The sequence below is a fragment of the Pseudomonas fluorescens genome, assembly GCF_000968015.1.
Taxonomy (GTDB): domain Bacteria; phylum Pseudomonadota; class Gammaproteobacteria; order Pseudomonadales; family Pseudomonadaceae; genus Aquipseudomonas; species Aquipseudomonas fluorescens_W.
Genome location: NZ_LACH01000007.1, coordinates 26,390 through 40,721, shown reverse-complemented (window position 1 = coordinate 40,721; position 14,332 = coordinate 26,390). Strand labels below are relative to the sequence as shown.

Sequence of the window (14,332 nt, the reverse complement as noted above, 5' to 3'; positions counted from 1 at the left end):
GCTTTTGAAAAAGAGCGTCAAAAAGGCTTGTCGAAGGTGATTTTCGGCTCTTTCCACGGCCCCTTGACGGTGTATTGGACGCTGGCGAAACGCGCCACACGGTCACCGATCAGCTTGTCGATCAGGAACAGTGCGCCGCCGATAGCCGGTGCACCGACGATCAGCGCGGCAATCGGCAGGTTGTTGGTCACAGGCAACGTCACCATCAACTTGGCATCAATCTGATCACCCACCAGGTTCAGCGTGCCGTTGAGCTCAACATTACTCGACGGGCCGGTCATCTGGATCGGCTCCTTGGTCACGTAAACGCCGTTGGTCGCGACCAGCAGGCCTTTGACCCGGTCATAACTCAAGCCTTTGCCGAACAGGTCGGAGAAGTCCAGACGCAGTCGGCGGCCGATGGAGTTGAAGTTGAGCAGGCCAAACACGCGCAACGCCTGGGCGCTGCCCTCGACTTCAACAAACTGGCCTTTATTCAGCGACGCATCAAGGGTTCCGGAGAAGCGCTTGGTGGCCAGCCAAGCCGGTGAACCCGGCCAGCGACCATCGACATCCATATGAAAATCTTCACTGGTGACACTCGGCGCAAAGCCCCAGCCCTTCAGTACATCGGCGAGATTCTTGCCGCTGATCCGGCCCTTGTACCAACTGCTGCTTGAACCGGGCACACCTTCCCAACCGCCGCTGCCCTGCAGGAGAATGCCCTTGAGGCCCAGATCCAGCGTATTAAGCGCAATGCCCTTGGCGGTCGGACGGACTTTCAGATACCAGGCCCCGACGAGGTCTTTGCCCTGGAACAGCTGATTGATGGTGATGTCCAGTGCCGGGATCTTGGTCGGATCCACCGAGACCAGCGGATCTGGCGAGTTTTCGTCGGCCAGGACCGTCGGGTCTGGCGCCGGCAAACGCACGTATTGCAGATTGATCGCAATCGGCGCGGCTTTCGCATCGGGGATGCTGGCGCTGCCTTTGACCTGTTGGCTGTCGAGTTGCAAGGCCCACGCGGCAGGTTTGCGATTCAACTGTACGGAAGCCTGATCCAGAGTAGTGCCGACACCGCTGAGCTTGCCAATCTGCAAATCAGCGCTGCTGAGCAACTGTTTGGCGTTGCCGCCCGGATCCTGGCCGGCGTACTTGTCTACCAGGTCCTTCCAGGGGCCGACATCCAGCTCCGACAGCACACCGCGCACCCGCAGGCCTTTGGCGCCGGGTAGCACGGCATTACCGCCCCCCAGGAACAACTCGCCACGACCGTCGGCAAAATTGCCGGGCGGTGCCGCAAACGTGAAGTTCGCCAGCTCACCATAATTGACCCAGTAGCGCCGCTCCGCCCCCTGCAGGGTCATGCGGAACGTGGTGTCGCGGCCGACGTCGGCCGCCATGCCGAACGGTGCCGGCAAATCAATTGCAACGCCCTTGAGGTTGGAGCTGACCATCAATTGACTGTCGGGGCCATCAAGGTTCAGTTGCAGCTGATAAGGGATCACACCGGACACTGGCAACGGCTGAGTAACTCTCAGCCAGTCAGTCAGTTTCTTGACCTCGACCTGGCCCGAGGCGGCGACGCGAGTCTTGAGGTTGCCGGGGCTGCCATCGGCGAAAATCTGTGCGGTAACAGGTTTATCAAAGGCGCGCGCGGTGATGTTTTGCCCGCTCAAACCCTTGGCGCTGTCGAAACGAAAATCGCCCTTGAGCTGAGTCAGCTCCAGGGTTGGCTCGGCCAGTTTCAGACGGGCGTTGGCGGTCTTGAAGTCGACGAGGATCTTCGGCTGCTCGCCTTTGACCAATGGAATATCCAGTTTCAGTTTGCCCCGCAGATCGCCCTCGCCTTCCCAACCGGCAAAGGTGGCTGCGGTGCCGATCGGCGCTTCCTGGAGAATCTTCAGGCCATCACCCAACCCGCCAGCGAATCCACCGTCGAGGAACAGATGGACGCTTTGCCCTGCGGGCACATGGGGAATATTGACGTAAATGTCGCTGACCTGGGTATTGAGCAACTGCCCCTTGCTGGCCAGGATCCGCACACCGCTGTCTTCAACGAACACATCACCCGTGACGTTGCTGACATGTGGCCAGCCTGGCTGGAAGGCCAGTTCGGCATCGTGAACCTTGAAGAACAGGCTGATGCTGCGCGCCGCATCCTCGGCCCCGTGGTTCAGCGACCCCTGGTACTGGAAGAAGCCTTCGTCCACCGCACCTTTGAGAATCGCCGTACGCAGCCATTCGTCCAGCCCCGGGCTGAGCATGGTCGGCAAGTACTTGGCGGTGTAGCGCCCGTCGCCGTCCACCAGACCGACCCGCAGGTCCATGTAGTCTTCCTGGGTGTGGTCGAAATGCAGCCGGATCAGGAAGTCGCCGGCAATTTTGCCCTCCTCGCCCAGCACCTTCAGGTACGGCGCGATCAAGGTGAAGGCTTCTTTATCGAGTTTCCAGGTCAGTCGGGCATTGGCCTGAATGTACTGCCATGGCTTGGCGAAGATCGGGTCCAGGTGCAGGGAAAAATCCTTGCTGTCCATGCGCAGCTCGCCACCGCCCAGATCACCGCTGATGCTGCCACTGACATTTCTCGCCGCCGGAGCGCCGTGATAGGCATCGAAGCCAACCCGATCCAGGTTGGCGGCAAAGCTGAATTTGCTGTCGTCGGTGGCGTTGGGCCGGAAGTCGATCAGCACGTTGCGCAGGCCACCAGTCACTTTGAGTCGCTCGACGGCCGTAGCAACGCCTTCGGGCAGCGGCCCCAAGGCATTCAGTATCGGGGTGATCGGGGTGAGATCGAGGCGGTCGGCTTGCAGATGCCAAAGCTCTTGAGTCTTGTCAGTCGCCACGTTTTGTTTGAGTTGCAGATGTGATTCCCAACGGGTCTCGCCAAGGCTCATGGCCAGCGAATCCAGGGTGATCAGGGCGCCTTCGGAACTGCGCTGAAAATAGCCATTGAGCGCCAGATTGTTGATCTGGATCGGCTTGCGCTCGGCGTACGCGCCCTTGAGTTGCGGCGCGTTCAAGCGAATTGCAGCACTTTGCAGGGCGCCCTTGTTCCAGTTCACCCAAAGCTCGCCGCCGGCCTTGAACTCGGAAAATCTCCATTGTTGGGTCAGGCGCTCAGGCAACCATTTCGACCAGTCGCTTTGCGGCAGGCTCAAATAAGCTTCGGCTTCGCCGTCTTTCCATTCGCTGGCGCGCAGACGGGTACGCAGACTGATGGCTACCGGTTGTCCGTCGGGCAGGGTCAAACGGGCGTCGAGTCGCTGGCGGGAGACGCCGGTTTTCAGATTCAGACCGACGTAAGTCAGGGTCAGCGGCTGCTCTTTCAGTGGCTGCAAAGTGACCTGGCTATCGAGTACCGACAGTTGCTGAACCATCTGCATGCGATTGAGCAACTGCTCAGGATCCAGCGGCTGATCCTGCTGCACCGGCAAACCTTCCAGCGCCCAATGACCGTCCTCGCTTTCCTTGAGGCTGATCTTCAGGCCGCTGAGTTCCAGGTGAGCGATGCGCACTTCACGAGCCATCAGACTGGCCCACAGATCCGGCACCGCGCGCACCTGATCCAGACGCAAGGCATTGGCGCCCTCGCCGACCATCACGTCGTGAGCCAGCATGATCGGCGCAAAGCCGCTCCAGTTACCTTCCAGTTCGCCGATGTTCAGCGGCATGCCCAAGGCAGCGCTGGCTTTGGCTTCGACTTCGGCACGGTACTCGGCCACCAGCGGCGTCAGTTCTCGGCCGAGGCTGACGTACAACGCCATCAACACCAATACCAACGCACACAGCCCCAGACCCCAGCGGGTCAGTGCGGCCAAAATGCGTGTCAGACGTTCCATGTCAGTTGGCTCCCATGGCAAAAATACTGCAAAAAGCTGAGGCCAGCCGTTCTAACAGGGTTGAAAGACAGCGATTCAGAGCAGCACCACGTCGTATTGTTCCTGGGAATACATGGTTTCCACCTGGAACCGGATGGTGCGCCCGATAAAACCTTCGAGCTCGGCGACATTCCCCGATTCTTCATCGAGCAAACGGTCGACCACTTTCTGGTTTGCCAATACACGATAGCCTTCCGCCTGATAGGCGCGAGCTTCCCGGAGGATTTCGCGGAAAATCTCGTAGCAAACGGTTTCCGGCGTCTTGAGCTTGCCGCGACCCTGACAGCTGCTGCACGGTTCGCACAGCACTTGCTCAAGACTTTCACGAGTGCGCTTGCGGGTCATCTGCACCAGGCCCAACTCGGTGATGCCGATGATGTTGGTCTTGGCGTGATCGCGCTCCAGTTGCTTCTCGAGTGTGCGCAGCACCTGACGCTGATGCTCTTCATCTTCCATGTCGATGAAGTCGATGATGATGATCCCGCCCAGGTTGCGCAGGCGCAGCTGGCGAGCAATGGCGGTCGCGGCTTCGAGGTTGGTCTTGAAGATGGTTTCTTCGAGGTTTCGATGACCGACGAACGCCCCGGTGTTGACGTCAATGGTGCTCATGGCTTCCGCCGGATCGACCACCAGGTAACCGCCGGACTTCAGCGGGACTTTGCGCTCCAGGGCTTTCTGGATTTCGTCTTCGACGCCGTACAGGTCGAAGATCGGCCGCTCACCCGGGTAATGCTCAAGACGATCGGCGATTTCTGGCATCAGCTCGGCGACGAACTGTGTGGTTTTCTGGAAGGTTTCCCGGGAGTCGATCCGGATCTTCTCGATTTTCGGGCTCACCAGGTCACGCAAGGTGCGCAGCGCCAGGCCGAGGTCTTCGTAGATCACACTCGGCGCGCTGATGGTTTTGATCTGCTCGTTGATCTGATCCCAGAGACGACGCAGGTAACGGATGTCCATGAGGATTTCATCGGCACCGGCACCTTCGGCAGCGGTACGCAGGATGAAGCCACCGGCCTCCTGGATGCCTTCTTTGGCCACGCAATCAGTGACCACTTGTTTGAGACGTTCGCGCTCGGCTTCGTCTTCAATCTTCAACGAAATGCCGACGTGTGCAGTGCGCGGCATGTACACCAGATAACGCGAGGGAATCGACAACTGAGTCGTCAGGCGTGCGCCTTTTGAGCCGATCGGATCCTTGGTGACTTGCACCACCAGGCTCTGGCCTTCATGAACCAGAGCGCTGATGCTCTCAACCGCAGGGCCTTCGCGCAGGGAGATTTCCGAGGCGTGAATGAACGCGGCGCGGTCCAGTCCGATGTCGACGAATGCCGCCTGCATGCCGGGCAATACCCGCACGACCTTGCCTTTATAGATGTTGCCGACGATCCCGCGCTTTTGCGTGCGCTCGACGTGGACCTCTTGCAGAACACCGTTTTCAACCACCGCCACGCGCGATTCCATCGGCGTGATGTTGATCAGGATCTCTTCACTCATGGCAGGGTCTCGTTCAGGCATGTTCACGATAATGGCCGCATCTTGTCAGTACGACGCTCAACGCGCGTTAAGGGTTTGCCAACAGGGTATGCCGAAATGGCCCAGCAGCTCAGCGGTTTCGCACAGCGGTAACCCGACCACCGCCGAGTAACTGCCATTGAGCCCGGCGACAAACACCGCGCCGAGCCCTTGAATGCCGTAGCCGCCAGCCTTGTCTTGCGGCTCGCCGCTGGCCCAGTAAGCCACCGCCTCATCGCGACTGATGTTGCGAAAACGCACCAGACTGCTCACCACCCGGGACTCGCAACGCTCACCCTCTCGCACCGCAATCGCCGTCAGGACTTCATGTTCACACCCGGACAACATCATAAGCATGGCGCACGCCTCGGCTTCATCAACCGGCTTGCCTAGAATTTTTCCGTCCAGCACCACGGCGGTGTCGGCGCCCAGCACGCAAAAATCCGTGTCGGACACAACAGTCCCGCGCCCGGCCTCGGCTTTGCCGCGCGCCAGGCGCTCGACATAGGCCGAAGGGGATTCATTTCCCAAAGGGGTTTCATCGATGTCCGCACTGATGGCGGAGAACGGCACGCCGATCTGCGTAAGCAGTTCACGCCGACGCGGCGAGCCTGAGGCGAGGTACAACATTTTCATCAAGACATCTCCCTTGTCGAGGTGCGGGCAAATGCCTGACCGAGTTAATTGATCTTGTAGCGTCGACGCAAACCGCGCAAACCGTAGCTGATCCACGGCCAGAGCAATGCGCTGACCAGTGCCGGCAAGACCAGCGCCAACGTCGGCTGACGATTGCCAGTCAGGGCGCTGAGCCATAGTTGAACAAGCTGCGCGAGGCCGAAGATCACCAGGATCACCAGGCTCTGTTGCCACATCGGGAACATGCGCAGGCGTTGTTGCAGCGCCAGCACCAGGTATGTGATCAGCGTCAGGATCAATGCGTTCTGGCCCAGCAGCGTGCCATAAAGCACATCTTCAGCCAGGCCCAGGCACCACGCGGTGACCATCCCGACTTTCTGCGGCATGGCCAACGCCCAGAAGGCCAGCAGCAAGGCCAGCCACAGCGGACGGAGGATTTCCATGAATTGCGGCAGCGGCGAAACGCTGAGCAGCATGCCTATGGCGAATGTCAGCCAGACCATCCAGCCGTTTCGGGAGGCAGTAGCACCCACCATTATTCTCGTCCCCCAGTGGTAGCCGGCGCAGAGACAGGCGGTTTGGCTGCAGGCTTCGCGGCAGCGGGTGTCGTGGCCGGTGGTTTGGCCGCTGCAGGTTGCGTCGCGGGCGGCTTGCCTGCCGCAGGTTTCGCAGGAGCAGAATGAGTTGCCACAGGTTTGGGCGGGGTTGTGGCAGCAGGGGCAGTCGTCGGAGCAACCGGAGCCACGGGCGCAGCAACAGCCGCCGGGACCATGGCAGGTTTCGGTACTGTCGCTGGAATGATCGGCCCACCACCGTGCTGGTCCAAGGCTTCTTGAGCCTGGGCGGCTTCGTTGGCGCGCTCTTCGGCTGTACGGCCGTCGGTGAACACCAGCAACAGGTAACGGCTGCGGTTCAAGGCGGCGGTCGGCACGGCGCGCACAATAGCGAACGGCTGACCGGAATCGTGAATCACTTCCTTGACCGTCGCTACCGGATAACCCGCCGGGAACCGCTGACCCAAACCGGAGCTGACCAGCAGATCGCCTTCTTTAATGTCGGCGGTATCGGCCACGTGCCGCAGCTCCAGGCGTTCCGGGTTGCCGGTGCCGCTGGCAATCGCCCGTAGGCCGTTGCGGTTCACCTGCACCGGAATGCTGTGAGTGGTGTCGGTCAGCAGCAGCACACGAGAGGTGTACGGCATCAACTCGACCACCTGGCCCATCAGGCCGCGGGCATCGAGCACCGGCTGACCGAGGACCACACCGTCGCGCTCACCTTTATTGATGATGATGCGATGAGTGAAGGGGTTGGGGTCCATGCCGATCAACTCGGCCACTTCGACCTTCTCGTTGACCAGTGCGGAAGAGTTGAGCAACTCGCGCAGCCGTACGTTCTGCTCGGTGAGGGCGGCAAGCTTTTGCATGCGGCCCTGCAACAGCAGGTTTTCGGTTTTGAGTTTTTCGTTTTCGGCGACGAGCTCGGTACGGCTGCCAAACTGGCTGGCCACACCCTGCCATAGCCGCTGCGGCAGGTCGGTGATCCAGTAAGACTGCATCAGCACCAGCGACATTTGGCTACGCACTGGCTTGAGCAGTGTGAAGCGGGCATCGACCACCATCAGCGCGACCGATAGCACGACCAGCACCAACAAGCGCACGCCCAGTGAAGGCCCTTTGGTGAAAAGCGGTTTAATAAGCCGCTCCTCCCAGGCAAATGTTCTCTTTATTCATACGGCATCAAACCGGCCTGGATGCAGACTGACAGAAGATAAACGCCAACAGGCAGCACTGCAAAGTGCTGCCTGCGCGCCAACAGCAAAGAGGCGTCGGGCGAAATCACTCGCTCGACAGCAGGTCCATGGTGTGTTTATCCATCATTTCCAACGCTCGGCCACCGCCGCGAGCAACACAGGTCAGCGGGTCTTCGGCAACGATTACCGGCAGACCGGTTTCCTGGGCCAGCAACTTGTCGAGGTCACGCAGCAAGGCGCCGCCACCGGTCAGTACCAGGCCACGCTCGGCGATATCGGAAGCCAGTTCCGGAGGCGATTGCTCCAGCGCACTTTTCACAGCCTGAACGATGGTGGCCAGGGACTCTTGCAGAGCTTCCAGCACTTCATTGGAGTTCAGGGTGAATGCGCGTGGAACGCCTTCGGCCAGGTTACGGCCGCGAACGTCGACTTCGCGAACTTCGCCGCCCGGGTAGGCAGTACCGATTTCCTGCTTGATACGCTCGGCAGTGGATTCGCCGATCAGGCTGCCGTAGTTGCGACGCACGTAAGTGATGATCGCTTCGTCGAAGCGGTCGCCGCCAACCCGTACGGACTCGGCGTAAACCACACCGTTCAGGGAGATCAGCGCGATTTCAGTGGTACCGCCACCGATATCGACAACCATCGAGCCGCGAGCTTCTTCAACCGGCAAGCCGGCACCGATCGCAGCAGCCATTGGCTCTTCGATCAGGAACACTTCACGGGCACCGGCACCAAGGGCCGACTCACGGATGGCACGACGCTCAACCTGGGTGGATTTGCACGGAACGCAGATCAACACACGAGGGCTAGGCTGCAGGAAGCTGTTTTCGTGAACCTTGTTGATAAAGTACTGCAGCATCTTTTCGCAAACGCTGAAGTCGGCGATCACGCCATCTTTCATCGGACGAATGGCAGCAATGTTGCCCGGCGTACGACCGAGCATGCGCTTGGCTTCGGTGCCGACAGCAACGACACTTTTCTGGTTACCGTGTGTCCGAATAGCCACAACCGATGGCTCATTCAGGACGATACCGCGCTCGCGCACGTAAATAAGGGTGTTGGCAGTGCCCAGGTCAATGGAAAGATCGCTGGAAAACATGCCACGCAGTTTCTTGAACATGGGAAAGGGACCCTAGGCAACGCGTGGGTAAAAAAGTGCGGCAAACTCTAACAACGACAGGGATTTTGGGCAAGGCGCCAATATGTTAAATTGGCCGCTTTTCTGTGCACCAACCCCCACAATCGCGGCCTTATGACCGTAGAAATGCGGTAGTGTTCCGACAATCTAACACACGGATAGCATCCGTTCTGTTTTCCTTCCACTGGAGAATCCCATGACGCTTGAACGCTCCGACGTGGAAAAAATCGCTCATCTGGCCTGTCTTGGCCTTAATGATGCCGATCTTCCACACATCACTTCGGCCCTGAACAGCATTCTGGGGCTGGTCGACGAAATGCAGGCGGTCAATACCGACGGTATCGAGCCGCTCGCCCATCCACTGGAAGCCAGCCAGCGCCTGCGTGCAGACGTCGTGACCGAGACCAATCATCGCGAGGCCTATCAGTCCATCGCACCAGCGGTCGAAAACGGCCTGTACCTGGTTCCGAAAGTCATCGACTAAAGGGAAAGAGCCTGCAATGCATCAATTGACTCTGGCCGAGATCGCCCGCGGACTCGCCGATAAAAAGTTTTCTTCCGAAGAGCTGACCAAAGTCCTGCTGGCGCGCATCGCCCAGCTCGATCCGCAGCTCAACAGTTTCATCAGCCTCACCGAAGACCTGGCGCTCCAGCAGGCGAAAGCCGCTGACGCACGCCGGGCCAATGGTGAGAGCGGCGCCCTGCTCGGTGCGCCGATCGCCCACAAAGACCTGTTTTGCACCCAAGGCATCCGCACCAGCTGCGGCTCGAAGATGCTCGACAACTTTAAAGCACCGTACGACGCCACCGTGGTCGCCAAGCTGGCCGCCGCGGGTGCCGTGACCCTGGGCAAGACCAACATGGACGAATTCGCCATGGGTTCGGCCAACGAGTCGAGCTACTACGGCGCCGTGAAAAACCCGTGGAACCTGGAACACGTGCCCGGCGGTTCGTCCGGTGGTTCGGCTGCGGCCGTTGCCGCTCGTCTGTTGCCGGCCGCCACTGCCACCGACACCGGCGGTTCTATCCGTCAGCCGGCCGCGTTTACCAACCTGACCGGTCTGAAACCGACGTACGGTCGCGTTTCGCGCTGGGGCATGATCGCTTACGCCTCCAGTCTCGATCAGGGCGGCCCATTGGCGCGCACGGCCGAAGACTGCGCCATCCTGCTGCAAGGCATGGCCGGTTTCGACCCGCAAGACTCCACTAGCATCGACGAGCCCGTGCCTGATTACAGCGCCAGCCTCAACGGTTCGCTGCAAGGCCTGCGCATCGGCGTGCCGAAGGAATACTTCAGCGCCGGTCTCGACCCGCGTATCGCCGACCTGGTCATGGCCAGCGTCGAAGAGCTGAAAAAGCTCGGTGCCGTGATCAAGGAAATCAGCCTGCCGAACATGCAGCACGCGATCCCGGCCTACTACGTGATCGCCCCGGCAGAAGCGTCTTCCAACCTGTCGCGTTTTGACGGCGTACGTTTCGGCCATCGCTGCGAAGACCCGAAAAACCTGATCGACCTGTACAAGCGTTCCCGTGGCGAAGGCTTCGGGCCTGAAGTGCAGCGCCGGATCATGGTCGGTGCCTACGCGTTGTCCGCCGGTTACTACGACGCTTACTACCTGAAGGCGCAGAAGATTCGCCGTTTGGTGAAGAACGACTTCATGGCTGCCTTCAATGAGGTCGACATCATCCTCGGCCCAACCACGCCGAACCCGGCCTGGAAGCTCGGCGCCAAGAGCAGCGACCCGGTTGCTGCGTACCTGGAAGACGTCTACACCATCACCGCCAACCTCGCCGGTCTGCCGGGCTTGTCCATGCCAGCCGGTTTTGTCGATGGTCTGCCGGTCGGCGTGCAATTGCTCGCCCCGTATTTCCAGGAAGGCCGTTTGCTCAACGTTGCGCACCAGTATCAGTTGAACACTGACTGGCACACCCGCACCCCAACCGGCTTCTGAGGAGAAACACATGCAATGGGAAGTCGTGATCGGGCTGGAGATTCACACCCAGCTCACCACCCGGTCGAAAATCTTTTCCGGTAGCTCCACCACTTTCGGTTCCGAGCCGAACACCCAGGCCAGCCTGGTTGACCTCGGTATGCCCGGCGTATTGCCGGTGCTGAACCAGGAAGCGGTGCGCATGGCGGTGATGTTCGGTCTGGCCATCGATGCCGAGATCGGCCAGCACAACGTGTTCGCCCGTAAAAACTATTTCTACCCGGACTTGCCGAAGGGCTACCAGATCAGCCAGATGGAATTGCCGATCGTCGGCAAAGGCCACCTGGACATCGCGCTGGAAGACGGCACGGTCAAACGCGTCGGCATCACCCGCGCGCACCTGGAAGAAGACGCCGGTAAAAGCCTGCACGAAGAATTCAGCGGCGCCACCGGCATCGACCTGAACCGCGCCGGCACGCCGCTGCTGGAAATCGTTTCCGAGCCGGACATGCGCAGCGCCAAGGAAGCCGTGGCTTACGTCAAGGCTGTCCACGCACTGGTTCGCTACCTGGGCATTTGCGACGGCAACATGGCCGAAGGCTCGCTGCGTTGCGACTGCAACGTGTCGATCCGTCCGAAAGGCCAGGTTGAATTCGGCACGCGCTGCGAGATCAAGAACGTCAACTCGTTCCGTTTCATCGAGAAGGCGATCAACACCGAAGTGCAGCGTCAGATCGAATTGATCGAAGACGGCGGCAAGGTGATCCAACAGACTCGTCTGTACGATCCGAACAAGGACGAAACCCGTCCGATGCGCAGCAAAGAGGAAGCCAACGACTACCGTTACTTCCCCGATCCAGACCTGCTGCCAGTCGTCATCGAAAACTCGTTCCTCGACGACGTACGCGCCACCCTGCCGGAATTGCCGCCGCAGAAACGCGAGCGCTTCCAGGCGCAGTTCGGTCTGTCGGTCTACGACGCCAGCGTCCTGGCCACCAGCCGCGAGCAAGCCGATTACTTCGAGAAAGTCGTGAGCATCGGCGGCGACGCCAAGCTGGCGGCCAACTGGGTGATGGTTGAATTGGGCAGTCTGTTGAACAAACAGGGCCTGGACATCGATCAGTCGCCGGTCTCGGCCGAGCAACTGGGCGGCATGCTGCTGCGCATCACCGACAACACCATCTCCGGCAAGATCGCCAAGGTGGTGTTTGAAGCCATGGCCAACGGCGAAGGCAGCGCGGACGAGATCATCGACAAGCGCGGCTTGAAGCAAGTGACCGACACGGGCGCGATCTCGGCAGTGTTGGACGAGATGCTCGCGGCCAATGCCGAACAGGTTGAACAATACCGCGCGGCAGACGAAGCCAAACGCGGCAAGATGTTCGGCTTCTTCGTCGGCCAGGCCATGAAAGCCTCCAAAGGCAAGGCCAACCCGCAACAGGTCAACGAACTGCTGAAAAGCAAGCTCGAAGGCTGATGAGAATGGAGCCAGCACTCAAAACTGGCTCCATTCCCTGTGGGAGCGAGCTTGCTCGCGATAGCGGTTCGGCATTCAGCAATAGGTTGACTGTCAGGACGCCATCGCGAGCAAGCTCGCTCCCACATTTGTTTTTTGGGGGGCTTTAAAATGAAACACATCCTCTGTGCCTGTGCCCTGCTCTCTCTGCTGGCCGGTTGCGCCAGCACCGATGTCATCGATCCACACGGCTATGACAAGACCGGCGTTGCTTCGTATTACGGCGCCAAACACCAAGGTAAACGCACCGCCAGCGGCGAGCGTTTCAACAAGAATTCCCTGACCGCTGCCCATCGCCAGCTGCCCTTCGGCACTCGGGTGAAGGTCACCAATCTGAACAACGACAAGTCCTGTGTAGTGCGCATCAACGATCGCGGGCCGCACACCCGTGGGCGTCTGATCGATGTTTCACATGAAGCGGCCGAACAACTGGGTATGCTCAGAAGCGGCACCGCGAAGGTTCGCGTGCAAGCCCTCGACGACTGATAGATGGAGCGCTGACCATTTTCGGACTTGCCGATTTACCCTTGATCAGCGTGATTGAATTGCTCAGCGGCTTGCTGTTGCTGATCGCCGGTGCCGAGCTGATGGTGCGCGCCGCTGTGCGCCTCGCCGCACGCTTGCATGTACGACCGCTGATTATCGGCCTGACCATCGTCGCCCTCGGCAGCAGCGCACCGCAGATGGCAGTGAGCCTGCAAGCTACATTGGCGCAGAACGCCGACATCGCCGTCGGCAGCGTGATCGGCAGTAGCATCTTCAACATCCTCGTCACCCTCGGGCTCTCGGCGCTGATCATCCCGTTGCGGGTTTCACGACAACTGGTACGCCTGGATATTCCGCTGATGATCGGCGCCAGCCTGCTGGTGTTCGTCTTGGCGTGGAACGAAGAACTGACCCGCGTCGATGGCGTGGTGCTGCTCGCGGCACTGGCCCTTTATCTGGGCCTGTTGCTGCGCCAGTCGCGGCACTCGACCCGCCCGCAATCGACGACCCACGAAGTCCCGCAAGCACCATGGCTCAGCAGTCTGCTGATGATCGCCGTGGGTTTGGCAATGCTGGTCTACGCCGGGCACTTGCTGTTGGGCGCGGCGGTTTCTGTCGCGACCGATCTGGGATTGTCGGAGCGGATCATCGGCCTGACCATCGTCGCGGTCAGCACCTCCCTGCCGGAACTGGCGACCTCGTTGATCGCCGCCTTGCGCGGTCAACGCGACATCGCCGTGGGCAACGTGATCGGCAGCAACCTGTTCAACCTCTTGGGCGTGCTGGGCTTCACCGCGTTGATCGCGCCATCGCCGTTGTCGGTATCGCCCAACGCCCTGGATTTCGACTTGCCAGTGATGCTCGGCGTCGCGACGTTGTGTCTGCCGGCGTTCTATTCCGGCTACCGGGTGACCCGCGCCGAAGGTCTGCTGTTCTTGGGTTTGTACCTGGCTTACGGTCTGCACGTGGTGTCGTTCACCACCGGCATGCCGCTGGCCGGCAAGCTTGAACACCTGATGCTGTTTTTTGTCCTGCCGGCGCTGGTGGCGTTTTTTCTGTTCACGTCGCTGCGCGCCTGGCGTCGCCAACACCACAATAAGGAATTGCCATGACCGATGATAAAAAGCCTGGCGTTGAAGTGCGCCGCCAAGTGATGGGCGACGCCTTCGTCGACCGCGCGCTGGGCAATGCCACCGAGTTCACTCAACCGCTGCAGGATTTCGTCAACGAGCACGCCTGGGGCGGCGTCTGGAACCGCGAAGGCCTGCCATTGAATACCCGCAGTCTGATCACCCTCGCCGCCCTGACCGCGTTGAAGTGCCCGCAGGAATTGAAAGGTCACGTGCGCGGCGCGCTGAACAATGGCTGCACCGTGGAAGAGATTCGTGAAGCGCTGCTGCATTGCGCGGTGTATGCCGGTGTACCGGCGGCCATCGATGCGTTTCGCGCGGCGCAGGAAGTGATCGATAGTTACCAGAAGCCTGTGTAACCGCCAGACAT

The 14,332-nt window shown here is 60.1% G+C and carries 12 protein-coding genes; 6 read left to right on the top strand and 6 right to left on the bottom strand.

Annotated elements, in window-relative coordinates:
• Positions 1-17: 17 nt before the first annotated feature.
• The 6 genes from VD17_RS04645 to mreB all read right to left on the bottom strand — a co-directional run bounded on the left by VD17_RS04645 (position 18) and on the right by mreB (position 8,881).
• Positions 18-3,821: a YhdP family protein gene (locus tag VD17_RS04645; protein ID WP_046052876.1), complete on the bottom strand. Its 3,804-nt coding sequence runs from the start codon at positions 3,819-3,821 to the stop codon at positions 18-20.
• 75 nt (positions 3,822-3,896) lie between these two features.
• Entirely contained in the window at positions 3,897-5,354 is a 1,458-nt protein-coding gene (gene rng, locus VD17_RS04640; RefSeq protein ID WP_033058026.1) for a ribonuclease G, read from the bottom strand.
• Positions 5,355-5,411: 57 nt separating this feature from the next.
• Positions 5,412-6,008: a Maf family protein gene (locus tag VD17_RS04635; protein ID WP_046052875.1), complete on the bottom strand. Its 597-nt coding sequence runs from the start codon at positions 6,006-6,008 to the stop codon at positions 5,412-5,414.
• A 44-nt stretch (positions 6,009-6,052) separates the two neighbouring features.
• Positions 6,053-6,544: a rod shape-determining protein MreD gene (mreD, locus tag VD17_RS04630; protein WP_008148886.1), complete on the bottom strand. Its 492-nt coding sequence runs from the start codon at positions 6,542-6,544 to the stop codon at positions 6,053-6,055.
• On the bottom strand, positions 6,544-7,701 hold the full coding sequence (gene mreC, locus VD17_RS04625; RefSeq protein ID WP_080931961.1) for a rod shape-determining protein MreC: 1,158 nt from the start codon (positions 7,699-7,701) through the stop codon (positions 6,544-6,546). The genes mreD and mreC overlap by 1 nt, the downstream gene beginning before the upstream one ends.
• Positions 7,702-7,843: 142 nt before the next feature.
• Positions 7,844-8,881, bottom strand: a complete 1,038-nt coding sequence (mreB, locus tag VD17_RS04620; protein ID WP_002555108.1) for a rod shape-determining protein MreB — start codon at positions 8,879-8,881, stop codon at positions 7,844-7,846.
• A gap of 214 nt (positions 8,882-9,095) precedes the next feature.
• On the opposite strand from mreB, the gene gatC reads away from it, so the two are divergent.
• The 6 genes from gatC to VD17_RS04590 all read left to right on the top strand — a co-directional run bounded on the left by gatC (position 9,096) and on the right by VD17_RS04590 (position 14,321).
• Positions 9,096-9,383, top strand: a complete 288-nt coding sequence (gene gatC, locus VD17_RS04615) for an Asp-tRNA(Asn)/Glu-tRNA(Gln) amidotransferase subunit GatC (RefSeq protein WP_008026876.1) — start codon at positions 9,096-9,098, stop codon at positions 9,381-9,383.
• 16 nt (positions 9,384-9,399) lie between these two features.
• On the top strand, positions 9,400-10,851 hold the full coding sequence (gatA, locus tag VD17_RS04610; protein WP_046052873.1) for an Asp-tRNA(Asn)/Glu-tRNA(Gln) amidotransferase subunit GatA: 1,452 nt from the start codon (positions 9,400-9,402) through the stop codon (positions 10,849-10,851).
• A 10-nt stretch (positions 10,852-10,861) separates the two neighbouring features.
• Entirely contained in the window at positions 10,862-12,307 is a 1,446-nt protein-coding gene (gatB, locus tag VD17_RS04605; protein ID WP_046052872.1) for an Asp-tRNA(Asn)/Glu-tRNA(Gln) amidotransferase subunit GatB, read from the top strand.
• A 150-nt stretch (positions 12,308-12,457) separates the two neighbouring features.
• Entirely contained in the window at positions 12,458-12,832 is a 375-nt protein-coding gene (locus VD17_RS04600; protein ID WP_046052871.1) for a septal ring lytic transglycosylase RlpA family protein, read from the top strand.
• Positions 12,833-12,882: 50 nt separating this feature from the next.
• Positions 12,883-13,944, top strand: a complete 1,062-nt coding sequence (locus VD17_RS04595) for a calcium/sodium antiporter (protein ID WP_046052929.1) — start codon at positions 12,883-12,885, stop codon at positions 13,942-13,944.
• Positions 13,941-14,321 (top strand): carboxymuconolactone decarboxylase family protein, encoded by a 381-nt coding sequence (locus VD17_RS04590; RefSeq protein ID WP_046052870.1) that lies wholly within the window; start codon positions 13,941-13,943, stop codon positions 14,319-14,321. Before VD17_RS04595 ends, VD17_RS04590 begins: the two co-directional genes overlap by 4 nt.
• Positions 14,322-14,332: the final 11 nt, after the last annotated feature.

Excerpts from the sequence above, each read along its gene's own strand:
- VD17_RS04645 (WP_046052876.1), bottom strand. The coding sequence starts at position 3,821 with ATGGAACGTCTGACACGCATTTTGGCCGCACTGACCCGCTGGGGTCTG.
- VD17_RS04600 (WP_046052871.1), top strand. The coding sequence starts at position 12,458 with ATGAAACACATCCTCTGTGCCTGTGCCCTGCTCTCTCTGCTGGCCGGT.
- gatB (WP_046052872.1), top strand. The coding sequence starts at position 10,862 with ATGCAATGGGAAGTCGTGATCGGGCTGGAGATTCACACCCAGCTCACC.
- rng (WP_033058026.1), bottom strand. The coding sequence starts at position 5,354 with ATGAGTGAAGAGATCCTGATCAACATCACGCCGATGGAATCGCGCGTG.
- VD17_RS04635 (WP_046052875.1), bottom strand. The coding sequence starts at position 6,008 with ATGAAAATGTTGTACCTCGCCTCAGGCTCGCCGCGTCGGCGTGAACTG.
- mreD (WP_008148886.1), bottom strand. The coding sequence starts at position 6,544 with ATGGTGGGTGCTACTGCCTCCCGAAACGGCTGGATGGTCTGGCTGACA.
- gatC (WP_008026876.1), top strand. The coding sequence starts at position 9,096 with ATGACGCTTGAACGCTCCGACGTGGAAAAAATCGCTCATCTGGCCTGT.
- VD17_RS04590 (WP_046052870.1), top strand. The coding sequence starts at position 13,941 with ATGACCGATGATAAAAAGCCTGGCGTTGAAGTGCGCCGCCAAGTGATG.
- gatA (WP_046052873.1), top strand. The coding sequence starts at position 9,400 with ATGCATCAATTGACTCTGGCCGAGATCGCCCGCGGACTCGCCGATAAA.
- mreB (WP_002555108.1), bottom strand. The coding sequence starts at position 8,881 with ATGTTCAAGAAACTGCGTGGCATGTTTTCCAGCGATCTTTCCATTGAC.